General features: G+C 54.7%; 22 protein-coding genes. 3 read left to right on the top strand and 19 right to left on the bottom strand.

The features are described 5' to 3' along the window. Positions 1-12: 12 nt before the first annotated feature. From menE to frdA, 7 genes are read right to left on the bottom strand one after another with little or no spacing between them, the layout of a single operon-like run. A complete protein-coding gene (gene menE / locus CPA45_RS09700; RefSeq protein WP_096651345.1) occupies positions 13-1407 on the bottom strand; it encodes an o-succinylbenzoate--CoA ligase in 1395 nt (464 codons plus the stop codon). After that, positions 1404-2354 carry an o-succinylbenzoate synthase gene (gene menC, locus CPA45_RS09705; RefSeq protein WP_096651346.1) on the bottom strand — a complete coding sequence of 317 codons (951 nt, stop codon included), beginning with the start codon at positions 2352-2354 and terminating at the stop codon, positions 1404-1406. The genes menE and menC overlap by 4 nt, the downstream gene beginning before the upstream one ends. After that, the gene (gene menB, locus CPA45_RS09710) at positions 2354-3214 is read right to left on the bottom strand and encodes a 1,4-dihydroxy-2-naphthoyl-CoA synthase (protein WP_096651347.1); all 861 of its coding nucleotides are present in this window, start codon (positions 3212-3214) and stop codon (positions 2354-2356) included. The genes menC and menB overlap by 1 nt, the downstream gene beginning before the upstream one ends. Before the next feature lie 48 nt (positions 3215-3262). Then, positions 3263-3643, bottom strand: a complete 381-nt coding sequence (gene frdD, locus CPA45_RS09715) for a fumarate reductase subunit FrdD (protein ID WP_244287570.1) — start codon at positions 3641-3643, stop codon at positions 3263-3265. A gap of 2 nt (positions 3644-3645) precedes the next feature. Beyond that, on the bottom strand, positions 3646-4047 hold the full coding sequence (locus CPA45_RS09720; protein ID WP_096651349.1) for a succinate dehydrogenase/fumarate reductase transmembrane subunit: 402 nt from the start codon (positions 4045-4047) through the stop codon (positions 3646-3648). Between the two features lie 16 nt (positions 4048-4063). Continuing rightward, a complete protein-coding gene (locus CPA45_RS09725; protein WP_096651350.1) occupies positions 4064-4846 on the bottom strand; it encodes a succinate dehydrogenase/fumarate reductase iron-sulfur subunit in 783 nt (260 codons plus the stop codon). Continuing rightward, on the bottom strand, positions 4843-6630 hold the full coding sequence (gene frdA, locus CPA45_RS09730) for a fumarate reductase (quinol) flavoprotein subunit (RefSeq protein WP_096651351.1): 1788 nt from the start codon (positions 6628-6630) through the stop codon (positions 4843-4845). Before frdA ends, CPA45_RS09725 begins: the two co-directional genes overlap by 4 nt. Before the next feature lie 394 nt (positions 6631-7024). Here frdA and CPA45_RS09735 point away from each other — a divergent pair, with 394 nt between their 5' ends. After that, complete coding sequence (locus CPA45_RS09735; RefSeq protein ID WP_096651352.1) at positions 7025-8494, top strand: anion permease; 1470 nt, start codon at positions 7025-7027, stop codon at positions 8492-8494. On the opposite strand, the gene menH is transcribed toward CPA45_RS09735, so the two are convergent. Genes menH through CPA45_RS09755 form a run of 4 tightly spaced genes read right to left on the bottom strand, consistent with a single transcriptional unit; the run spans position 8477 to position 12858 of the window. Next, positions 8477-9256, bottom strand: coding sequence for a 2-succinyl-6-hydroxy-2,4-cyclohexadiene-1-carboxylate synthase (gene menH, locus CPA45_RS09740; protein WP_096651353.1), 780 nt, complete (start codon positions 9254-9256; stop codon positions 8477-8479). The two genes, CPA45_RS09735 and menH, sit on opposite strands and share 18 nt — an antisense overlap. 1 nt (position 9257) lies before the next feature. Further along, positions 9258-10997 (bottom strand): 2-succinyl-5-enolpyruvyl-6-hydroxy-3-cyclohexene-1-carboxylic-acid synthase, encoded by a 1740-nt coding sequence (menD, locus tag CPA45_RS09745; RefSeq protein WP_096651354.1) that lies wholly within the window; start codon positions 10995-10997, stop codon positions 9258-9260. A gap of 5 nt (positions 10998-11002) precedes the next feature. Then, positions 11003-12325, bottom strand: a complete 1323-nt coding sequence (locus CPA45_RS09750) for an isochorismate synthase (RefSeq protein WP_165771533.1) — start codon at positions 12323-12325, stop codon at positions 11003-11005. A 35-nt stretch (positions 12326-12360) separates the two neighbouring features. Further along, positions 12361-12858, bottom strand: coding sequence for a DoxX family protein (locus CPA45_RS09755; RefSeq protein ID WP_096651356.1), 498 nt, complete (start codon positions 12856-12858; stop codon positions 12361-12363). Positions 12859-13021: 163 nt separating this feature from the next. On the opposite strand from CPA45_RS09755, the gene CPA45_RS09760 reads away from it, so the two are divergent. Next, the gene (locus CPA45_RS09760; protein ID WP_096651357.1) at positions 13022-13948 is read left to right on the top strand and encodes a 1,4-dihydroxy-2-naphthoate polyprenyltransferase; all 927 of its coding nucleotides are present in this window, start codon (positions 13022-13024) and stop codon (positions 13946-13948) included. 130 nt (positions 13949-14078) lie between these two features. Here CPA45_RS09760 and CPA45_RS09765 read toward each other — a convergent pair whose 3' ends face one another. After that, positions 14079-14492, bottom strand: a complete 414-nt coding sequence (locus CPA45_RS09765; protein WP_096651358.1) for a DUF4399 domain-containing protein — start codon at positions 14490-14492, stop codon at positions 14079-14081. A gap of 271 nt (positions 14493-14763) precedes the next feature. Between CPA45_RS09765 and CPA45_RS09770 the strand changes: the two genes are divergently transcribed. Continuing rightward, positions 14764-16359: a hypothetical protein gene (locus CPA45_RS09770; RefSeq protein ID WP_096651359.1), complete on the top strand. Its 1596-nt coding sequence runs from the start codon at positions 14764-14766 to the stop codon at positions 16357-16359. Positions 16360-16413: 54 nt separating this feature from the next. On the opposite strand, the gene hmuQ is transcribed toward CPA45_RS09770, so the two are convergent. The 7 genes from hmuQ to narI form a co-directional block, all read right to left on the bottom strand. Then, complete coding sequence (hmuQ, locus tag CPA45_RS09775) at positions 16414-16716, bottom strand: heme-degrading protein HmuQ (protein ID WP_096651360.1); 303 nt, start codon at positions 16714-16716, stop codon at positions 16414-16416. A gap of 139 nt (positions 16717-16855) precedes the next feature. Beyond that, positions 16856-17845, bottom strand: a complete 990-nt coding sequence (gene moaA / locus CPA45_RS09780; protein WP_096651361.1) for a GTP 3',8-cyclase MoaA — start codon at positions 17843-17845, stop codon at positions 16856-16858. After that, complete coding sequence (locus CPA45_RS09785) at positions 17842-18249, bottom strand: putative zinc-binding protein (RefSeq protein ID WP_096651362.1); 408 nt, start codon at positions 18247-18249, stop codon at positions 17842-17844. Before CPA45_RS09785 ends, moaA begins: the two co-directional genes overlap by 4 nt. Before the next feature lie 53 nt (positions 18250-18302). After that, a complete protein-coding gene (locus tag CPA45_RS09790) occupies positions 18303-19565 on the bottom strand; it encodes a molybdopterin molybdotransferase MoeA (protein WP_096651363.1) in 1263 nt (420 codons plus the stop codon). Beyond that, the gene (moaB, locus tag CPA45_RS09795; RefSeq protein WP_096651364.1) at positions 19562-20140 is read right to left on the bottom strand and encodes a molybdenum cofactor biosynthesis protein B; all 579 of its coding nucleotides are present in this window, start codon (positions 20138-20140) and stop codon (positions 19562-19564) included. Before moaB ends, CPA45_RS09790 begins: the two co-directional genes overlap by 4 nt. Positions 20141-20175: 35 nt before the next feature. Next, positions 20176-20997, bottom strand: coding sequence for a peptidylprolyl isomerase (locus CPA45_RS09800; RefSeq protein WP_096651365.1), 822 nt, complete (start codon positions 20995-20997; stop codon positions 20176-20178). A gap of 58 nt (positions 20998-21055) precedes the next feature. Then, positions 21056-21748 (bottom strand): respiratory nitrate reductase subunit gamma, encoded by a 693-nt coding sequence (narI, locus tag CPA45_RS09805; protein ID WP_096651366.1) that lies wholly within the window; start codon positions 21746-21748, stop codon positions 21056-21058. Positions 21749-21761: the final 13 nt, after the last annotated feature.

Raw genomic sequence — 21761 nt, forward strand, 5'->3', positions numbered from 1 at the left:
CACGCGGGCTGGCTACTTATTAGCCAACTGTGCTCGTGCCAACTCAGCAAACTGCTTGCGGGAGGGTTTAAAGCCTACCCCTGGCGGCCAAACTAACCAGGCATCGGGCACCATAAAGCCGGGTAGTGCTTCGCGAACCCAGGCGTTTAACGCCTGCTCAGATACGGTTTCTCCATGCCAGTCGATAAACGCCACCGGGCGCTCCCCCCACTCAGAGTGGGGCACCGGTACGACTAACGACTGGGCGATGCTGGGGTGGTCGACCAAGCGCTGCTCGATTGCTTCGGGCTGAATATTCTCGCCGCCGGAGATAAAGCCGTTATCGAGTCGCCCTTCCACCACCAGTGCCCCATCCGCGTTGAAATGGCCCCTGTCACGAGTAGCAAACCAGCCTTCGTCATTGAGGGCAGGGGCAACCTTGCCATTGCTTAAATAGCCACAGAATAGGGTATCGCCGCGCAGCTGAATTTCCCCATCGACCACTCTCACCTCTCGGCCCGGTAGCGGTTTGCCGACCACTCCCGGCGCGGTGGGAATGCCTGTACAGACCTGACTGGCCATTTCCGATAGCCCGTAGCTCACCTTAGGGGTAAGCCCCAGCGCTACCATCCGCGCCACCAATGGCGCTGGAATAGCAGCACCGCCCAGCAACAGCTCACGCAGTTGGGTGCGCTGGGGCGTAAAGCCCGCCTGCAGCAGCCTCCACAGTTGTGTCGGCACTAGGGAAAGGTGGCTAATCACCTGCTGCTCAAGGCGCTCGGCCAGTGACTGGGGAGCATCGTCGAGAATCACCCGCCCACCGGCAAGAAAAATGCGGAACGGGATAGCGTAGCCGCCGATATGAAACAGCGGCAACGACAGCAGCCAGCCACTGTTTTGATCAACGGGAGTAAACGATGCCGACCCACGGGCAGAGGCCAAATGATTGGCCACACGATGCAGCACCGCTTTGGGGGTGCCGCTGGAGCCAGAGGTAAAAATTGTATTGCATAGTTGGTTGCCATCCAGTGTCGGAGGCTCACCCGTATTGGCTTCGGCTAGAAAATCGAGGCTAACCGGCGTTAGTTCGGCAGGGTAACGATGGTAGCTTTCCGTTTGGCAAACCCGCCCAGCCTGCAAGCGTTTGGCCAGATTAAGCTGCTGGACAATAGGGAACGCTGGGTTAAGCGGGCAAAAGATAACCCCTGCACGCAAGCAGGCCCATGCCAGCAGCAAGGATTCAAGCGAGCCTTTGGCGGGCACCATTAAGCGATCACCCGGCACAAAACCTTCCCGTGCAAGCTGCTGCGCTAAAGACGCCACCCGGCGATTTAGCGTTCGGTAACTTAGGCGTACCGAGCCCGCCTCTACCGCAATATGCTCAGGAGCCTCTTCGGCCCAGTAGTAAATGGGGCAGGTGTCTTTCACGCTGAATTTTCCATTTTAGAGAGACAGTGCAAGTTTTCTGTCATTACCTCACCGGTGGCATTGGTCACTCGCTCAGTAAGCCAATGCCCCGTATCCAGCCCCGGCGGCTCATTCGGCGCCCACTCGCTTGCTAGGCGGGCAAGCAGCCAAAGGCTTAAATCGGATTCAAAGCTGGAGGAGATGACTATGCGCAGGTTGCCCGCCTGTGCTCGTTGAATAAGCGCTTGGCAGGCACTTAGCGAGCCAATCAAGGTGGGTTTAATTACCAGGGCTTTAAGCTGGGGGTGATAGTTCCAAGCGTTTCCCCGCGATAGCGTTTCATCCAGGGCGATAGATACTCCCGTTGCCTCGGCCACGGCGATGCTGTCCGCAAAAGCAGCGCAGGGCTCTTCCAGGTAGTCGATATGGTCAAGGGGAAGACACCTACAGAAACGCTGAGCTTCTTCCCTTGTCCAACCGCCGTTGGCATCCAGAATCAGTTTGGTGGTGGGTAGCCAAGAGGCAAGCCGGTTAATCAACGCCAGCTCCTCTTCCATGGCGTAGCGCGCCACTTTTAGTTTGAGCCGAGCCGGCGGCAAAGCCCCCCAATCGGCTACGATATTATCCAGCGTGGCCACCAGCGCCCTGGGCGCCCCTTGGAGCAGTGGGTAGGGCGGCAAAGGCGTGGGAAGATTTGCAGGCCAGTTGCGCTGGGCGCAGTCAAACCCAAACTGCACCGAAGGTAACGTTGGCATGGCTTTCTCGCCATGCTGTATAGCAGTAAGACTGGCTAGGCTCTCTGCTTTCGCTTCGGCGAGGGTTTCGGTTGAGAAGCCAGGCAGTGGGGCAATTTCGCCCCACTGGCCATTGATCGTCACTAGCAGTCCTTCTCTACTGGCCAGCCGTTCTCCTTTAAACATCAGCGGCTGGCGAAACGGTAGAGAGTAACCATAAAGCCCTAGTTGCATTAAGGATTGCGCGGGTAGCGGGAGAAGTCTGGGCGACGTTTCTCGTTAAAGGCGTTACGCCCTTCCTGGCCCTCTTCGGTCATATAGAAGAGCATGGTAGCGTTGCCAGCCAGCTCCTGAAGCCCGGCCTGCCCATCGCAATCCGCATTGAGTGCGGCTTTCAAACAGCGCAGCGCCATCGGGCTATTCTGTAGCATTTCACGGCACCAGCGGACGCTCTCTTTTTCCAGCTCTGCCAGGGGCACTACATGATTGACCAGTCCCATTTCAAGCGCTTGGGCGGCATCATACTGGCGGCATAGGAACCAGATTTCCCGAGCCTTTTTCTGGCCCACAATGCGTGCCATATAAGAGGCGCCGTAGCCGCCATCGAAGGAGCCGACCTTGGGGCCGGTCTGGCCAAAAATGGCGTTATCGGCGGCGACGGTCAAGTCGCACATCATATGCAGCACATGGCCGCCGCCAATGGCATAACCTGCCACCATGGCGATAATCGGCTTAGGGCAGGTGCGAATATCGCGCTGAAAATCCAGTACGTTAAGGTGGTGGGCACCCTCTTCGTCCTGATAACCGCCGTAGTCGCCACGAATGCGCTGATCGCCTCCGGAACAGAACGCTTTGTCGCCTGCGCCGGTGAGAATAATCGCGCCAATGGCGCTGTCGTAGCGGGCCCGGCTTAGCGCCTGGATCATCTCGCTAACCGTCAACGGGCGAAAGGCGTTACGCACCTCGGGGCGGTTAATGGTGATGCGCGCAATGCCCTCCTTCGACGTGTGATACAGAATATCCTGGTAGTCGTTTGAGTGATCCTGCCACTCAATAGGGGCGTAAAGTTCCGTTTCAGAGAGTCCTTTAATCATGCCAATCTCTTTTTATCTGTCAGGGGTAAGGTGATGACAAGGCGCCGTTTAGCTAAAGAAACCCGCCACGACTAGGCCCAGCGCCAAAGCACTCAGTAGCGCGGCACCGCCGTACATCAGCTTCTTATTGAGTGCGTCATTACCCACGCTGATATCAAACATCCCATGACGTAGTCGGTGGGCGGCATGGAATAGCGGCAGGCACACCGCAGCCCCAACAAATAGAAAGCCCGGTACGCTGAACAGTAGCGAGGAGGCCCGCTCATAGCTCAGTGCCTCAGCGGGCAGCAGGCCCAGAGGCAGTAGAACGGCGATAAAGAGAATCACGGCGGGCAGCAAGACGGCGAAACAGACACCGCCCGCGCTGAAAAGCCCCCACCAGAGCGGCTCGTCAAAGGCTTGTTTGTGCTGAATATCATGTTTGTTCATGCTCATACTCCCCCCCTCCCTAGTAGCCAGAAAAACAACAGCGCAACGGCCACGACTCCCGCCCACTGTCCAGCGACAATGGCCTTATCAGGCAGACTGTGCCCTGCGATACGCAGCGGCATAACTCTCGGGAACAGTACAAAGAAGGTGGCGGCGTGGAACAAGCTGGCAGCCAATGCTAAAAGGTTCAGTAGCAGTACAATGGGGGAACCCATAAAGGCGATCCACCCCTGCCAACTCTCGGCCCCTTGAAGAAGAGCGACCATACCTGCAAGGAAGCAGAGAATGAAAAATACCAGCGGTAACACCGTGGCTTCGCGGAGCATATAGAGCTTAAAAAAGCGATGCTTCAGCCACCAATTACGTTTCAGGGGTGGCAGGCGTTGCGATGTCGACTTATTCATATTTATTCTCCTCACCCTACCCTTTAAACAACGCAATAAGCGTGTGTTTAGCAGCCTCGACCTTGCCTTGATTTACCGCGGCGGCAGGGTCAACGTGTTTGGGGCACACCTTCGAGCAGAAGCCGACAAAGGTGCAGCTCCATACGCCGTCGTGGCGGTTAAGCTCGGCCATGCGCTGTTTTTTGCCATTGTCGCGGCTATCCAGGTTGTAACGGTGAGCAAGCGTTAACGCTGCCGGGCCGAGGAACTCTGGATTAAGCCCAAACTGCGGGCAAGCGGAGTAGCAGAGGCCACAATTAATACAGTTAGCGAACTGCTTGTAGCGCTCCAGCTGCTCTGGTGTCTGCTGATAGGTTTCCGGCGCATTGGGGTCGTAGGGTTTTACCGGGTTATCGTCAATCAGGTAGGGCTTAACTGCCGCCAGGTGCTCAAGGAAGATCTCCATATCCACCACCAGATCCCGCTGCACTGGGAAGTGGGCCAGCGGCTCGATACGGATATCGCCCTCGTAATCGCGTAGGAAGGTTTTGCAGCCCAGCTTGGGAATGCCGTTAACCATCACCCCGCAGGAGCCGCAAATCGCCATGCGGCAGGACCAGCGATAACTCAGCGTGCTATCGAGCTGCTCCTTAATATGGTTGAGAGCATCCAGCAGCGAGGTGCTGTCATCCACCGGCAGGTCGTACTCTTGCCAGTACGTTTCAGTCGAATTATCCGGCAGGTAGCGTTTGACGCTGATGTGCTTGGTGCTGGCACTCTGCGTACTGATTACGTTAGTACTAATCTGCTCGGTACTCATGCCTTCTCCCCCTTGCCTGCATCGCCATAAGCCCGCTCCGCCGGTGCGGAGAAGCGCACATCAACGTCCTGCCAGCGCAGCTCGGCATGGGCATCGCCTTGGTAGAACACTTGGCTGTGCTTGAGGTAGTTAACGTCATCGCGTTTCTGCATACCCTCATCCAGACGCTGATGGGCGCCACGGGATTCACGCCGCTCAAGCGCGCCCAAACAGGAGGCTTCAGCAATATCCAGGCCGCACTCCAGTTCAAGACACTCAAGTAACTCAGTATTGAAAATCTTGCTGGTATCGTTAACGCGAACCTTGTTAAAGCGCGCACGCAGCTGACGCATGGTATCCAGCGAGTGGCGCATACCCTCCTCGGTGCGATAAATGCCGCAGCCGCTCTCCATGGCCTGCACCATGGCGTGCTTGAGTTCTACCCAGTTCTCCTCACTGCTGGTGCCGTCACATAGCCGCAGCAGCTTGGCTTGCTGGCGGTCGCCCTGAGCTTCCAGCAGGCGCTCATCGGCCCATTCGGTTTGTGCTGCCCGTTGGCTTGCCTGCTCACCGGCCAAGCGGCCAAATACCAATAGTTCAGTCAGCGAGTTAGAACCCAGACGATTGGCTCCGTGCAGGCCCACCGAGGCGCACTCTCCAGCAGCGTAGAGCCCGGCAATGGAGGTTTCGCACTGAGGGTTGGTTTCAATGCCGCCCATGGTGTAATGAACCGCCGGGCGAATAGGGACTGGCTCTTTCACCGGGTCGACGTTGATATAGGATTTGGCCAGCTCACAAATAAACGGCAGGCGCTCCAGAATGTACTTTTCACCCAAGTGGCGCAGATCAAGATAGACCACGTCGCTGTCACCAAACTTGCCGGTGCGGCCTGCCTGCTGCTCTTGCCAGAAGGCCTGGGAGAGCTTGTCCCGAGGGCCCAGTTCCATGTACTTGTTCTCCGGTTTGCCAAGGGGAGTTTCCGGGCCAAGGCCATAATCCTGCAGATAGCGATAGCCATCTTTATTGAGCAGGATGCCACCTTCGCCCCGGCACGCCTCGGTAATCAAAATGCCAGAACCGGGCAGGCCAGTAGGGTGGTATTGCACAAACTCCATATCCCGCAGCGCCACACCATGACGATAGGCCATCGCCATACCATCGCCGGTGACAATGCCTGCATTGGTATTAAAGCGGAACAGGCGCCCCGCGCCGCCAGTGGCGAGCACCACGGCTTTAGCGCGCAGCAGGGTCAGCTCACCAGTGGCGATTTGCAGAGCAATCACGCCAATCACTGCGCCTTCGTGGACGGCAAGATCGAGTACAAAGTACTCGTCAAAGCGCTCTATCTCGGGGTATTTCAGCGAGGTCTGAAACAGCGTATGGAGCATATGGAAGCCAGTTTTGTCGGCGGCGAACCAGGTGCGGGCGGTTTTCATGCCGCCAAAACGGCGTACTTGAACCTGGCCATCGTCTTTACGGCTCCAGGGGCAGCCCCAGCGTTCCATCTGCACCAGCTCTTGATAGGCGTGGTGGACAAAGTAGTCCGCCACTCCTTGCTCAACCAGCCAGTCTCCGCCTGACACCGTGTCATCAAAATGCGCCTGGTGGGAGTCTTCTGCGCTGGTAACGGCAGCCGCCCCGCCTTCCGCAGCCACGGTATGGGAGCGCATGGGATACACCTTGGACAGCAGCGCAATATGCTGGGAGGCACCCTGGGCTTTGGCCTGCTCAGCGGCCCCGATGGCAGCGCGTAAGCCTGCACCACCTCCACCCACAATCACGATATCGAAATCTCGCTGCTGCATGATGCATCCTTCCGTTAGCCAGGTCTAAGGCGGTGATGGCGGCACTCTTCGGTGCCGTCTCCTTAATTCGAACTTATTAACTCGAACTTATTAACTCGAACTTAGCATATCCGTGGTCAGCGTCGTTCATTAGTCCAAAGGACTATTGATGCACATCAATAAAACTAGAAATCGAGTTGGCACTGCTTTCACCCTAGTGCCGCAGCACCTACTCTTCAAATAACACACTGTCATTCGTAAATGTTTTAGGCATTGTTTTTAAAGAAATTGTTTTTAAAGAAATTCCAAACAAGCGATTGGTAGCCGTGTTCCAGTTTGGTCCCATATCAAAAGTACTTGGACATACAAGTACTTGGGCATAAAAAGTACTTAGAAAACAGAAGAGAGAGGCAGTATGAACAGTAGCGCTCAATTCTCGCCTCGGTGGAAGTTATTCGCCCCGCTTGTTATCGCCATCATTGTTGCATTGATACCTACGCCGGAAGGGGTGGCGCCCCATGCGTGGTATTTCTTCGCTATTTTCCTGGGTTGTGTGGTGGGCTTAATTCTTGAACCTTTGCCCGGTGCAGTCATAGGGCTGATAGGGGTTACCCTGATCGCGTTGCTCTCGCCCTGGGTACTGTTTTCCCCGGAGCAACTGGCATCGGAAGGCTTTAACCCCGCTAATCAGGCATTTTCATGGGCAGTGTCGGGTTTTACTAACTCCACCGTATGGCTGATTTTTGGCGCCTTTATGTTTGCCTTGGGGTACGAGAAAACCGGCCTTGGCAGACGTATCTCTCTATGGCTCGTAAAGGCCATGGGCAAGCGCACTTTAACGCTTGGCTACGCGGTGATGATCTCGGATACCATTCTTGCCCCTTTTACGCCCTCCAACACGGCACGCAGTGCAGGCACCATCTATCCTGTCATTCGCAACCTGCCACCCCTTTACGACTCGCACCCTAACGACCCCAGCATGAAGCGGATGGGTAGCTTTTTAATGTGGACAGCACTGGCCTCGACCTGCGTTACCAGCTCGCTATTTCTGACTGCCATGGCCCCCAACTTATTAGCCGTCGCGCTAACCGAAAGCACAACCGGCATTCAAATCAACTGGGGGCAGTGGTTTATGGCAATTGCCCCGGTGGGTATTTTGATGCTGCTGTTGGTGCCACTGCTGTGCTATTGGCTGTGCGCTCCCGAGGTAAAAGCGGGCCATGAAATTTCTGACTGGGCTAGAGACGAACTAAAACAGTTAGGCGCCCTTACCCGCAAAGAAATAGTGCTGGTGCTGATGGTCGTCACCGCCTTGTTACTGTGGATTTTTGGCGGCGGCATTATTTCCGCATCATTAGTAGGCCTCGTGGTGATCTGCGGCATGCTACTAACCGGCATCGTAACCTGGGACGATATCCTCAATAACAATGCGGCCTGGAATACCTTTGTATGGTTTGCCACGCTGGTCGCCCTGGCAGGCGGACTCAGCCAAGTGGGATTCGTGAACTGGTTTGGCACTGTCGTGGGTGGGCAGATAAGCCACTTTAACCCGTTGATGGCCATGGTAGCGCTGGTTGTACTGTTCTACGCTCTGCACTACTTCTTTGCCAGTATTACGGCACACGTCACTGCCCTACTGCCGGTGATTTTAGCGGCTGCTTCGGGTATTGCAGGGCTAGATATGCAGATGTTTGTACTGCTGCTACTGCCCACACTTGGTTTTATGGGCATTCTCACCCCCTATGGCACAGGGCCAAGCCCGGTCTACTATGGCAGCGGCTACTTGCCTAGTGCACTCTTCTGGCGCCTTGGGGCAATCTTCGGGCTAATTTTCCTAGTGGCATGGCTGGTAATTGGCCTACCGTGGCTAATGCTGGTTCTCTGAGCGACGGTTTATCCCAGCGTGATACCACATGCTGAGCTGTTGTGAGATTTTCTCCGGCTGCTCAGCATGAAGATTGTGGCCTCCTTCCAACGTGATATGGCGCAGGCGCGGGGCTTTCGTTGCTAGATGGCTTGCCAAGGTATGGAACTTGGCGTCTCGCTGGCCCGAAAAATAGCTTACCGGTAGCGGGGCGTTTTCCAGCCACTGCCATAGCGAAGGCTGATGCCCTAAGGAAGTTGACCGCAGCATGTTGGCAATGGATGGCCCAAGATTAGCTAGGCGACGTTGAATTTGCCGACTGCGCTGGTGCTCGGTGAGATCGGCAAACACCGGCTGCTGATACCAGTCGGTAAGTACGTCTTTCAGCGGTTCTTGCTCGAAGCGCCTAGCCCACCGTTCATCATGAGCAATGCGTGCAGGGCGCTCACTGGCAGGCAACCCTGGGTGGGCGCTTTCCAGCCAGAGAGCATCTAACCCCGGCGGTTGATGGCTGGCATGATACAGCGCCAAACGCCCGCCCAGGGAGTAGCCCAGCAGACAGTAACGGGTAACGCCTTGTGCCATCAATGTATCGCAAAGCCAGTGGTGAAATGCCTCAAAAGAGACTGCCTGCACATGGTGATTCTCACCGTGCCCAGGCAAGTCCAGCGCGAGACAGTTAATGCCTTTCAAGCCAGCGATTACCTCAGCCCAGTCCTGAGCATCTCCCAACAAGCCGTGGAGCAGTACCAGGGTTGGTAGCTGCTGAGGTTTACTGCTCACTCTATTCCCCTCGAATCGCTGCACCAAGGGCCTTAAGATCATCGGCGACTTGCTGATGGGGCACGTTAACCTCAATCAGTGTAACGCCCGCCTTTAGGGCCTGAGTGTAGTCCATCACAAAGGCCTCCAATGCGCAGGGTACTGAATAGCTAAGCCCAAACATCTTGGCCGCATACTCGAAGTTCAATCCATGGGGTTGGCGGTAATAACGCTCCAGCAGCTCCCCTTCTTTGGGCACCGGCAGCATATGAAAAATACTACCGCCATCATTATTGAGAATAACCACCACCAGGGGCTGAGTCGCCTGTTTTAACAATGCCAAGCTGTTGAGGTCATGCAGTGCGCTGGTATCTCCCAGCACAATGGTAGTAGGTTCCGAGCCTGTGCTGCTAAGGCCATAGGCCGTCGCGATCAGACCATCGATACCGGAGGCGCCGCGATTGGCCAATACCCGCAGTGGCGTTTGGCGATGCGTTCCCAGCATATTCATCAACCGTGCAGGCAGGCTGTTACCGATAAACAGTTGCCCTGCTGCTAGTCGAGCAATCTGGTGACAAACACCCAGCTCTGAAAATGCCGTTCCCCACTCCTCCACAAGCTGACTGGTGCGCCGTTGCAGGCTATCCAACTGATGCCAAGGCGCTTGTTCAGGCAACGTCGGCAAAGCAGCAATAACATTGGCAGGCGAGCTTATCAAACGGCGCTTAACGCAATAATCAGGGTCCAGCCGTTGGGGCAGTGGGTCAACCAACCAGACATCCTGCCAGGGCTGGTGGGCAATAAACTGGGTGAGTCGCTTGGAAATTAATCGGCCGCCAAACTGTAGTAGCACCTCTGCCTTAGCCAGTTCCGCACTGAAGCGTTCGTCATGGAGCGCCAGATCAAAATAGATCAGGTTATAAGGATCAAAGCGGAGCTGACTCTGTACATCCGCCAGCAGTGGCCAGCCCAGCTGCTTAGCTAACGCAACCACTTGCTGTGCCTGTTGCGGGTCATCAATGCTACCCACCACAATTATTCCGCACTGCTGGGCAAACGCTTCCCACTCGTTCTTGAGTGCTGAAATAGCGGTGCTGGTCTGTCCATGGCTCCAGGGCCAATCACTCCAAGGCGAGGCATCCGTTAGCCAGCGCCCCAACGGGGTCAGATAGTCACTGGCATCCACTAAGCCGTCACCAGGGTAGAGGGGCTCACGGTAACGGCAGTTTATATGGATAGGCCCAGGGGTACGGCGCTGCTGATAAACTGCTTGATCAATCGTACTGAGTAGGAACGCTGCTTTTATCTCAGCATCGGGCGGCGGCAGGTCTTGGTGAACAATAGTATGGCGGGAGAAGATATCCCGTTGATCAATCGCCTGATTGCTGCCGTTATCCAGCAGCTCAATGGGCCGGTCGGCGGAGAGCACAATAAGCGGTACGCCAAGTAAGTTGGCTTCCACCACCGCTGGGTAGAGGTTCGCCACGGCCGTGCCGGAAGTCGTGATAATCACCACCGGTCGATGGCTTCCCCGGGCAATGCCCAGTGCCATAAACCCTAGCCCCCGCTCGTCAAAATGGCAGTGGCAACGCAACCCTGTATGCTCGCTGGCAGCCATTGTCAGAGGCGACGAGCGCGAGCCGGGCGCCACCACTACATCGCGCAGGCCTAAGCGGTAGAGTTCCTCCAACATTAGCGCCGCCCAAACGTGATTAAAGGTGGCATGTGCTTTTGCAAAACCGTTCGATGTCAGTGCCGTCATATGTGTTACCCCATCCCTAGCAGGGACATAATATCGGCGATTTTGGTATCCAGCTCCCGCCACTCTTCGTCCGGCTGGGAGCCAGCCACGATACCTGCACCGGCATAGAGCCGAATCGCTTTTTGGCCGATATGGGCACAACGAATGGTCACGGCAAGGTCGCTACTGGCGTGGCTGATTCGACCAAACACACCTGAGTACCAACCCCGTTGATGGCATTCATGTTGGCGAATAAACGCCAGTGCCGACTCACGGGAGACGCCACCCACCGCTGGCGTTGGCGGCAGTGCGGAAAGCAGTTGCTGGTCAGTGACATTGCTATGAAGTTCGGCATGAATCAAACGGCGGATATGCTGCACCGAACGCAGCTTAACAATATGCGCCTCGCCCATGTGAACTTGATGGGCTAGAGGCTCTATCTGGGTCAGGAGTTGCTGATAGACGCACTGGTTTTCCAGCGTATTTTTCTTATCCGCCAGCAGCTCGGCGGCGAGCATTTGGTCTTGCGGGGTATCACGCCCACGGCGCGTAGTGCCTGCCAACGCTTCGGTAATCAAATGTTGGCCTTCACGCTTGTATAACCGCTCAGGAGGACAACCGATAAACGCCTCATGGGGTTCAAACTGGACACCAAACTGAAAACAGTCTGCTGCTCCCGCCTGCCAGCGTGACAGCAGCGCCCAGGGGTTGGGGGTCTGCGAGGTTGTCAGGCACGTTTCACGAGAAAGCACCACCTTGGGCGTATGCATAAGGTGGTCGGGGTTTGTCACCTTCCCCACCCACGCCGCCCACTCTTGTTGACGAGGACGGTCTTCACGCTGGTAAACATGGGGCTGCAGGCAAGGCAGCGGTTGCTCTTCTACCAAGGCGTCTAAACAGGCGCGGGCCTGGGCTATTTCGGCAGTGGGACAGCGGCCATCGAAACGCAGATTAAGTGACAGTGTTGCGCCGCCTTGGTGACGTTGAAGCTCGATACGCGGCAGCACAAAGTGGCAGGCGGGAAAGTGCTCCCACCCCGGCGTACCAGGATCGAAGGCCATGCCGCCAAAATAGTTTGGCTGTTGGCCACCAATCTCGGCCAGCACAGCAAGATCAGCCTCCAACGCCGCTAGAGAGTCAAAGACGTTAACTGCCCCCAGCGTCGCATACTCAATAGCATCAGCATCACGGGAATGCCAATAGAGCCGGGGATACACGCTTTGTCTGTTTAACCACCCCATCAGGCCATCTACCTGGCAGGGGGTATTTAGGCGGACAAACCCTGTTTTAGCGGTATCACAAAGCGTGTCAAGCTGATGTTTCAGTGCTTCAATAGGGTTAAATTGCATAATTCGCCTGTTAGGCCAGCGTTTTTAATTACCTGCTAGCGGCTGCTTGGTAGGCCCCAGCCTAGCTTCTTCTTAATATAGGGTAGCACCCAACGATCACCGCCAATCCGGCCAGCATTAGCACCTGCTACTAGCAAGAAGAAGGTTAGCGCAATCATCCAGGGGTTAGTGGATACAGTACCCGCCAGCAAAAAAGACATGTTCATAACAATGGCGAAAAAAGCAGCAAATGAGGTCAACACGCCAACAATTAAGCCAAGGCCAACCAACACTTCTCCTAGCGGTATAATAAAGTTAATAAAATCCGCATAGGGCAGCGCAAAGTTCTCAAGAAAAGCGACATAGTTGGGGTAAACCGCGCTTCCTTCTCTCATCACGGGATTTGCCACAGCATTGCGTAGAAAGCCCTCTGCATTAAAGCCACCGGTCATCTTACCGATGCCCAGGGTTAACCAAGTAATGCCTAAATAGAGCCGCAGTAATAACCAAACTACCGCCATATATTTGTTATGTCTAAATAAGTCACCAATCATCACGTAAACTCCTGGTCTGGGGTATCAGCAGTATCGGATAAGGCGGTGCTGTTTATTTTGACTTAGGTCTACTTTTCAGCACTTAATCATACATTACTGAATGTTTGACGATGACTCCGCTAGCGTTTTTAAAATGAAAATGGCCAACAGGAATATTGATGTAATGGGACAAAACAGTAAGCGCCACTACTACCAAGCTTGGCTGTTAGCCGCACGCCCTCGTACGCTGCCGCTGGCGTGCGCCTCTATTCTATTGGGTACTGGTCTAGCGGCGAGTATGGATGCTTTTAACCCTGCGGTGCTATTGCTTGCCCTGCTGACCGCCATTGCGCTACAGGTGCTTTCTAATCTGGCGAACGACTATGGTGATGCTGCGTCGGGAGCTGATGACGAGCAACGCATAGGTCCTGCTAGAGCCGTCTCTTCTGGTTTACTCAGCCCCGAAGCGATGCGTAAAGGAATAGTCATAGCGGCCATTGCCGCCGCGCTATGCGGGCTTTTATTACTGTTTGCCGCCTTTGGAACCCAGTGGGGGCAGATCGCCACTTTCCTGCTGCTAGGCGCTGCCTCATTACTGGCCGCAGTGACCTATACCGTCGGTCTGGGCGGCGCGCCCTATGGCTATCGTGGGCTAGGTGATATTGCGGTCTTTGTATTTTTTGGGCTGCTCGGCGTATTAGGCACTTACTACCTCCACGTACAGCAGCTTAGCTGGCTACCATTGCTACCCGCCACCGCATGCGGGCTGTTAGCCACTGCCGTGCTCAATGTGAATAACGTGCGCGATATCGAAAGCGATGCACGCAATGGCAAGATCACCCTGGCGGTGCGGCTAGGCCGCGCCAGGGCGATTAAGTACCACTGGACATTACTGGGGGTAGCTTTGCTGCTCACCTTGGCCTATCTGGTTGCACTACCAGTACCGCTGCTGGGATGGAGCTGCCTGTTAGTGGCCAAGCCGCTAACGGATGCTGCCAGAACATTACGCGATACCCATGATGGCGAAACGCTGACTGGCATGCTTAAGAAAACCGCTATTTCGACGCTACTTTACAGCGTGCTGCTCTCTATTGGCTTAGCGCTGTTTTAAGCTTTTTACCAAGCTTAAGTTTTTACTAAGTTTAGTTTTTACCAATTTAAGTAAGCGCTTAAAGCAGGACAACCGCCCATCTCAAAACAGGCCCGTACTCGAGCAGTGCGAGGGTGGGCCTGAACACTCTTTATTCAACCACGTTAACGGTAATGGTACTCGACCAATCCGGGCCGTAGGAAAGATGTGCGCCGTCGGCAAACTGTAGCGTCAGCGTGTATTCACCTGGAGGGAGGCTGAGCTCGTAACTGGTCTGCCCACCACCGAAGTGGATATGCGTATCGTCTGTGGGCACAACCTCGCCTTTAGCAATCGGCCCAGCATCAATGAGCAAGTGATGGTGGCCTGTGCCGTCCTTCATGGTGCCTGCTGGTTCGATGTCCATACCAGTGACGGCCATTTCCACCTGGATCGGACTCGATACCTCAGCGCCATCCTCTGGCGTCACAAAACTGACGCCCTCCCCGGCAATGGCCGGTATCGCCAACATCGCCAGCCCTAGAGCAATCAACCAGCGACCCGTTCCTTGCTTCACTGTCTTCATTTCAGTACCTCATCAGGGGTTCATAATCAGCGGTTCTAATTTCTTTTCGCCTGTTACACTTAAGCCTTGTTCATTATACTTGCTACTTATACTTGTTTTTTATAACAGTAGCGTCTCATTAGCTTAGCTGTTTGAAAGCGAATTGCTAATACAGGCCAAAGAGTTAATGGTCGTCCGTGCGGCGCACTTGGCACTATTTTTTAGCAACATGCCTTCTTTACTTTAGCAATATGCTTTGGCGACACACCTTCCATATCAAGGATGATGAATTATGACCGCAGCCATTTCTGCGCCTTTCTCTTTCACTGAGTTTAAGCAGAGTCTATCAACGGCAAACAAGCGCAAGCTGCTGCGTTGGGCCAATAGTGAACTTCATGTTGTTTTTTATCGCAACTCATCAGGCCAGGAACTGTCAGGGTTACTACAGGTAGGTTCTCAGCAGTGCTACGTCGCTTCCAGCAATCAAGACGCTCTACAGAGGGCAATGACCAACGTAAAACTTGAAGACGGCAGCGAAATAGTAATCAAGACGCTGTCCCTTGCCGAGCTGGCTCGCAATGCCCATCTTTACAACTTGAGCATACACCTCATCGACAAGGAAGATGGTCTGACGATTGGGGGAGCCTTAATGCAGCTATTCGGCATAACGGCGATCCTGAAAGATGATGAGGGCAACGAAGTCATATACGAGGCCGATGCCTTCTTTTTCGAACCTGAGAGTGACGCTGAAACCTTACCCTACGGTGCTGTTCAGCACTGGCGCGATATCGAACTCGAGTACACTTCTGCTCGCGAACCAAGCGAGATTAAGTCGCTATACGTATTTGATGACCAACTAGATTGGAACAACCCCCTCTTTCCAGAACTACCCGATAATGCGAAGGCACTGAGTACGCTTTCTCCCAACGCTCAGATCTTTTTCGAGCATATTAGGGTGCCGCCGCTAATGAGCTGGGACGAAGAGACTGTGTCGACCATCGTTCCCGAACCTCCCTATGAGAACAGCCTGCTGGCAGCAAACAACCTCAGCGCCTTCAATGTGCTACGTGCCATGGTCGATCAAGACATCGTGCCTACTGTCGACGATATCACTTTGATGATAAAAAAAGATATCAAGCATGAGAACGAACCCGCTGACAGTCCCGAGCGTTGGGAGATTAGAGTCAGCTTCACCACGCCCATGGGGTTTAATGCCGTCTTCAGTCCAGACTGGGTCGAAGCTTCTCTATGCAAAGCCAATACGGAACTGCCCGATACCACAGGTACCCACCTCGCCAGCGAGAAACTACGCGAGCGTATCGTCAACCATCTTGCCTGGAACTTCTTTCAGCATGGCCGCAGCTTCACAAAGACACTCTTTCGTACAGACCTCCAAGGGTTACTACCCGGCTTCATTATCAATAGTTATGGGCCTTTTCAGCCGGACTACGCGGATAAACGGTTTCCCTGCCTAGCACGCTTTCAGTGCGGCGAACACGGAGTTCCGGTGCTTTTACTGGGGCAGAATGAAGGCAACTACGTCTGCATGCCGCTGGCGTTCGAAGAGATCCCTGAAGCGGATGTCTCTGCGCTGATCCCTCGTCGCAGCGAACTGATCAGCATGGAGTCAAAGAGCATGTTGCTTTCAGCACGCTATGAAAGGTTGGCGATCCCCGCTTCGCTGGTCGACTTTCCTGATCATTGGTATCAGGGGATAAGAGTCAGTAATCGATACCTCAAATCCAAGTTCATCTTCGGCATGCGCTTCAATACCCTGATGACCGAAATGGAAAACGAAAGCGCTACCACCGCAAACTCCTCGCTCAAGTGGATCGTAGTGGGCTGTGCGGTGGCACTTATTGGCGTGATGTTGGTGATGAACTTGTAACCCCATATCGCTTGCCACTTGCTTGTTGCCAAGCGCTGACATAGTGCTTATGGCTTAAAGCACCACCTCATAGCCTTCAAACTTAGGCGGGCCAAGGTAAATGCCTTCGGGTGATTTGGCATTAGCGTGGGCTTTGCGGAACGCGTCTGACTTGGTCCACGCGCGGAATGCTTCTTCAGACTCCCACACGCTGTGGGAAATAAACACAGTGTGATCTTCCTGGCTTTCGCCTTGCAGCATTTGAAACTGCTTAAAGCCCGGCACTTCATCCAGATGGGAGTCTCTGTTGCGCCACACCTCTAAAAAATCCTCTTCGCGGCCTGGGGCAATCCGAAAACGGTTCATGGCGATATACATCTTTACTCTCCTGTTTTGGTAGCAGTGTCACATTAACGTTTTACGCTACCAGGGTATACTCACTCCAGGACAGTCTCCCTCTTTATGGATGACCTATGTCAGCTTAATGGTTAACGTTTTCCCACCTGAATAGTTCGCCCTACCCTCCGGTCATATTCATAAAACGCACTACCTGCACATCACCGTCAGTCGTAAAATGGTGGCGGGCAGGTTTTTGCTGCATGGCGGCTACGATCGTGGCCTTAAGCCGTGACATATTCCCAGGGTGGGCACGCATTACCGCCCGCAAGTCGACCGAATGTTCATTGCCCAAACAAAGCAGCAGTCGCCCCTCAGCAGTCACCCTTACTCGGTTACAGGCATCGCAGAAATTATGGCTATGGGGAGAAATAAAACCGATGCGCGACTGACTGTCCGCCATACGGTAATAACGGGATGGCCCTAAGGTGGTCTCTGTGGTGGGTAAAAGTTGGTAATGTTGCTCTATGATCTCACGCACCCTATCGGTGGAAAGAAAGGTTTCGCCACGGTTATGCTCGCTGATAGCGCCCAGCGGCATCTCCTCAATAAAGCTGATATCGACTTGTTCATCCCGGGCAAAATTCACCAGGTCGAGAATTTCGTCATCATTACGCCCCTTAAGCAGTACGGCATTGAGCTTTATCGATTGAAAGCCAACGCGGCGAGCTGCACGGATACCCGTGATCACTTGGCTTAGGTCACCTGTGCGGGTTAATGCTTTAAAGCGCTCGGGCTTGAGCGAGTCGAGACTGATATTGAGCCGTCCAAGCCCACCTTGGCGTAACGCGTCAGCATGTTTGACCAGCCCTGAGCCGTTAGTGGTCATCGCCAGCTCGCGCAAGCCTGCCAATTCACCGAGCTTTTCGACTAGCGTTAGTATGCCTTTGCGTACCAGTGGCTCCCCTCCTGTTAGACGAATTTTCTCCACCCCCAACTCGACAAACGCTTGCGAGAGCGTGGCCAACTCCTCCAGGGTAAGCAGCTTGGCCCGGGGCAGAAATGTCATCTCCTCAGCCATGCAATAAACACAGCGGAAGTCACAACGATCCGTCACCGACAAGCGCAGGTAACGTATCGTTCGCCCAAAACCATCCACTAATCCGCTCATTTTTTAGGCTCCTCTACGTAGGCATTGGCATTAACAGGTAGCCGAGCAATAAGTGCCTGCACCTCAGAGGTAACGTCTTTGATGGTTTGTTCATCATAAAATTGGCCTCGCCTTTTGTGCAGTCCGCTTTCGTAGAGCTTCACATGCTCTGTGGGTGACACGCCCGCCTTGGCGAGGCAGTGGCTAGCACAGTGCATTTGACAACCATCGATAGCCACAATGGGCCGCCCACTGCGAGCTGTACGTACCAAACCTGGCACACCACCGCCCACCCCAGCAATACAGGACATTTCTGCCTCCCCTGCATGATCAAGACGCAGAGCGACACTATTGGCAAGCTGCGCAACATCAGAGCAGCCGGAGCAGGCATATACCAATGTGCGTGGTTTGTGGTGTGAAGACATACCCTCTCCTATAAAAAGCAAACAGCATCAGCAGCCACAGTGAGTATAAAAACTCAAGCGGCGAACTGATTAATGGGGTAGTAGTGGTAGGTGCTCCCTTCTGCTACGTCTGTTTCGGGATTAATCATTAAATAGCCATCGGCTTGGCTAGCCGCACTGAGCATATGCGAGCCCTGACCACCCGCTAACTGCGCCACCGGCAGCTCTCTTGCCCAGTTCAGCACCACCCTTAACAGCTCACAACGCCCCCTGGGGCCGCGCTGAGAAAAGCCTGCCTTAACGGGATAACCCTGCAACGCAGCGACACTTCTACCTTGCATGGCATGAATAAACGGCAGCGTCAGTAATTGCCAACCCACCAGGGAAGCAACAGGGTTGCCAGGCAGCGCGATTAACGGCGTAGTTGAAGAGGGCGCAGCACCTAGATAGCCAAACGCAAAAGGCTTACCAGGCTTCATGGCAACACCATGGAAATGTAGCCCACCGCGCTGCTCGATCACCGGACGAACATGATCCTCCTCGCCTACCGAAACACCACCGGTACACATCACCACATCTGCAACGGTTTCTGCGTTCTCAAAAGCCTGATGCAATGACTGCGGCGAATCAGCGATGACACCCAAATCCAGCACGTCGCACTGAGCTTGCGCTAGCAGTACGCTAAGCATGGCGCGATTGCTGTCGTATACCTGCCCCGGTGATCGCGTCGTGCCTGGGGCAATCAGCTCATCGCCGGTTGAAAGCAGTGCCACCCGCAGGCGCCGCTTGACGGTCACAGCATTGATTCCATGGCTTGCCAGTAGTGCAATCGATGCTGCATCAAGCAACTTACCCGCAGCGAGTAGCGGGGTCCCCATGCGAGTCTCCTCCCCCTGGCGACGAATATTAGCGCCTACCACCAAGCTACCCTCGAGGTGTATATACCCACGCTGATCAAGGGTTACCCGCTCTTGAGGCACCACAATATCTGCCCCCATGGGTACCGGCGCGCCGGTAAAAATACGCGCGCAGCCTCCTTCCGGTAGCAGCATGACGCCTGCGCCAGCCGGTACGCGTTGAAGAATGGGTAAGCCTGCGCCGTGAGGTACCGCTTGGTAATCAGCCAGACACAGCGCGTAACCATCCATAGCGCTGTTGTCTACCCCCGGCATATCGAGGGGTGCGACAATCGTTTCTGCCAATACTCGCCCCGCCGCCTGTTCAAGGGTAACGTCCTCTACAGCATTAATCGGCTTGGCTGCTTCGATAAGCCATTGGCGTGCATCAAACAGATCTAGCAAGCCGGGTGTGACTATCTCTGCACAGTGACAGTTCATAAGCGCTCCACATCATGAGTAGAGATCGCTGTATCACGCCCACTGCACGCGATCTCTGCAGGCAGTACCATGGCGGCAAAGTTGCAAGGCCGAGTACGGGAGTCCAATTGCAGCGAGATAATCTTATCCCATGCCATGGCACACGCTTTAGGTGAGCCGGGCATGGCAAAGATCAGTGTTTGATTGGCGACCCCTGCGACTGCCCGAGACTGAATGGTCGCTGTTCCGATGGTCTGTAGGGACAAATGCCGGAACAGCTCCCCATACCCCTCAACCGCTTTGTCGAACAGTGGTGTCAGTGCCTCTGGGGTGGTATCTCGGGGGGTAAAGCCGGTGCCACCGTTAACCAGGATCGCGTGGATATCGGGGCACGCAATCCACTCCGAGACCACGGCGCGAACCTGGTAGATATCATCAGGAACGATGCGCCTTTGCACCAGGATATGGCCACTTTCGCTCAGATGTTTAACCAGCAGGTCACCGCTGCCATCTTCATCCAAACCACGCGTATCTGAAACCGTTAGCACCGCGATGCTAAGCGGGATAAAAAGAGCATCTACAGGCACATGGGACATCAAATCTCTCCTATTCGCTTTCCTATTGCATCAAGCTATTGCATCAAACTAGCGCCAGCATCGTCGTCCAGAACAATTCCTTCGACGCCGATGTCGCTCTCTAGCGCCAGCAAATAGTGACGCAACGCACGTCGAGTCGCCTGTTCTCTGAGACTATGGCGCACCCGGTCGCAAACTTGCTCGAAAGGTAACGCCCGTCCTTCACGACGTTCGTCAATACTCACCACGTGCCAACCATAGCGAGACGCTAAAGGACGCTCGTATAAACCTTCGGGCAGGTGCTGCAAAGCACGATCAAGCTCTGGAACAGTCTGCCCCGGCACTAACCAACCCAAGTCACCGTCCATCTCTTTGGAAGGGCACGCGGAGTGGTGCTGAGCAAATTCAGCAAACCGTTCGGGTATCTGGTTGAGCTGTTCGAGTAGCTTTTCGCCAAGCTGGTACGCTTCGTCGCGCCCCAGAGAGTCGTCCGGCGCCGCCGCGAGCAGGATATGCCGAACGCGTAACTGGGTCGGTTCGCTGAAGCGTTCACGGTGGGTGTCGAAAAAGCGCTGGCAATCAGCCTCCCCCGGCTCGGGCACCTCAAGCTCCTGTTCCAGCAAGGCAGCAATCGCCGCATCCTCTTGCGCTTCGCTGGCTTCTTGCATCGACAGTAGGCCCAGGGCGTTAGCACGCTGGCGCAGTAGCTCCCTGACCACGAGTGCGCGAGCCGCCTGAAGCTGGGCCTCCCCCGCCGTTTCGGCGGGGTGGTACTGCATCTCTAAGGCAATTGTTTCTTCATCGATACTGGCGTCGCCGACACGTACTGGAGGCGGTGCAACGCCCCCAGGTAGTTGTTCAATATCAATCATCTGCATGGCATGTCCCTCTATACAAAGCTAAGCTACATACATCTAAGCGTGCGGATAGTTGTTCTCAGCCGCGACGGCGAACCAGCTGGTACCTACGTGTGATATAACCAAACGGTAAGCTCCAGACATGCACCAAGCGGGTAAAGGGGAACAGCAGGATGATGGTTAAGCCCACAAAGATATGTAGCTTGTAGATCCAAGAGACCTCTTCCATATAGTTGGCAGCGCCACCGCCAAAGAAGACGATTGCCTGAGCCCAGCTGGCCAAAGTGACCATCATCTCGCCATCCATGTGGCCCAGAGAAAAGAGGATGGTGACCATACCCAACGCCGCCTGGAACACAATTAGCCCCAGAATGGCGGTGTCCATAACACTGGACGAGGCACGTACCCGATCATTGGCAATACGGCGATACAGCAGCATGGCGCCGCCCACCAAACACATGGCACCGGCAATACCGCCTACTACGATCGCGAGAAGCTGCTTAGTGCTGGGATCAAGAAAACGCTCATACATCCAGTGCGGTGTTAGCATGCCGAACAGATGGCCAAAGAAGATCACGATAATGCCGATATGAAACAGATTGCTGGCCAAGCGCATGTTCTTTGATGACAGCATCTGGCTGGAGCCGGTCTTCCAAGTGAATTGGCCATGGTCATAGCGCATTAGGCTGCCGATCAGAAATACCGTGCCAGCGAGATAGGGGTAGTAACCGTAGATCAGATGGGTTAAGTAATGCGCAATCGCGTCATACATGGTGATTCTCCTA

Source organism: Vreelandella nigrificans, assembly GCF_002374315.1.
Classification (GTDB): Bacteria; Pseudomonadota; Gammaproteobacteria; order Pseudomonadales; family Halomonadaceae; genus Vreelandella; species Vreelandella nigrificans.

Excerpts from the sequence above, each read along its gene's own strand:
- moaA (WP_096651361.1), bottom strand. The coding sequence starts at position 17,845 with ATGAGCGGATTAGTGGATGGTTTTGGGCGAACGATACGTTACCTGCGC.
- CPA45_RS09800 (WP_096651365.1), bottom strand. The coding sequence starts at position 20,997 with ATGCAGATGATTGATATTGAACAACTACCTGGGGGCGTTGCACCGCCT.
- CPA45_RS09755 (WP_096651356.1), bottom strand. The coding sequence starts at position 12,858 with ATGATTGGTGACTTATTTAGACATAACAAATATATGGCGGTAGTTTGG.
- CPA45_RS09770 (WP_096651359.1), top strand. The coding sequence starts at position 14,764 with ATGACCGCAGCCATTTCTGCGCCTTTCTCTTTCACTGAGTTTAAGCAG.
- menC (WP_096651346.1), bottom strand. The coding sequence starts at position 2,354 with ATGCAACTAGGGCTTTATGGTTACTCTCTACCGTTTCGCCAGCCGCTG.
- CPA45_RS09750 (WP_165771533.1), bottom strand. The coding sequence starts at position 12,325 with ATGCAATTTAACCCTATTGAAGCACTGAAACATCAGCTTGACACGCTT.
- menB (WP_096651347.1), bottom strand. The coding sequence starts at position 3,214 with ATGATTAAAGGACTCTCTGAAACGGAACTTTACGCCCCTATTGAGTGG.
- frdA (WP_096651351.1), bottom strand. The coding sequence starts at position 6,630 with ATGCAGCAGCGAGATTTCGATATCGTGATTGTGGGTGGAGGTGGTGCA.
- moaB (WP_096651364.1), bottom strand. The coding sequence starts at position 20,140 with ATGTCCCATGTGCCTGTAGATGCTCTTTTTATCCCGCTTAGCATCGCG.
- CPA45_RS09790 (WP_096651363.1), bottom strand. The coding sequence starts at position 19,565 with ATGAACTGTCACTGTGCAGAGATAGTCACACCCGGCTTGCTAGATCTG.
- CPA45_RS09725 (WP_096651350.1), bottom strand. The coding sequence starts at position 4,846 with ATGAGTACCGAGCAGATTAGTACTAACGTAATCAGTACGCAGAGTGCC.
- CPA45_RS09735 (WP_096651352.1), top strand. The coding sequence starts at position 7,025 with ATGAACAGTAGCGCTCAATTCTCGCCTCGGTGGAAGTTATTCGCCCCG.
- CPA45_RS09765 (WP_096651358.1), bottom strand. The coding sequence starts at position 14,492 with ATGAAGACAGTGAAGCAAGGAACGGGTCGCTGGTTGATTGCTCTAGGG.
- CPA45_RS09785 (WP_096651362.1), bottom strand. The coding sequence starts at position 18,249 with ATGTCTTCACACCACAAACCACGCACATTGGTATATGCCTGCTCCGGC.
- hmuQ (WP_096651360.1), bottom strand. The coding sequence starts at position 16,716 with ATGTATATCGCCATGAACCGTTTTCGGATTGCCCCAGGCCGCGAAGAG.
- menD (WP_096651354.1), bottom strand. The coding sequence starts at position 10,997 with ATGACGGCACTGACATCGAACGGTTTTGCAAAAGCACATGCCACCTTT.
- frdD (WP_244287570.1), bottom strand. The coding sequence starts at position 3,643 with ATGAACAAACATGATATTCAGCACAAACAAGCCTTTGACGAGCCGCTC.
- narI (WP_096651366.1), bottom strand. The coding sequence starts at position 21,748 with ATGTATGACGCGATTGCGCATTACTTAACCCATCTGATCTACGGTTAC.
- CPA45_RS09720 (WP_096651349.1), bottom strand. The coding sequence starts at position 4,047 with ATGAATAAGTCGACATCGCAACGCCTGCCACCCCTGAAACGTAATTGG.
- CPA45_RS09760 (WP_096651357.1), top strand. The coding sequence starts at position 13,022 with ATGGGACAAAACAGTAAGCGCCACTACTACCAAGCTTGGCTGTTAGCC.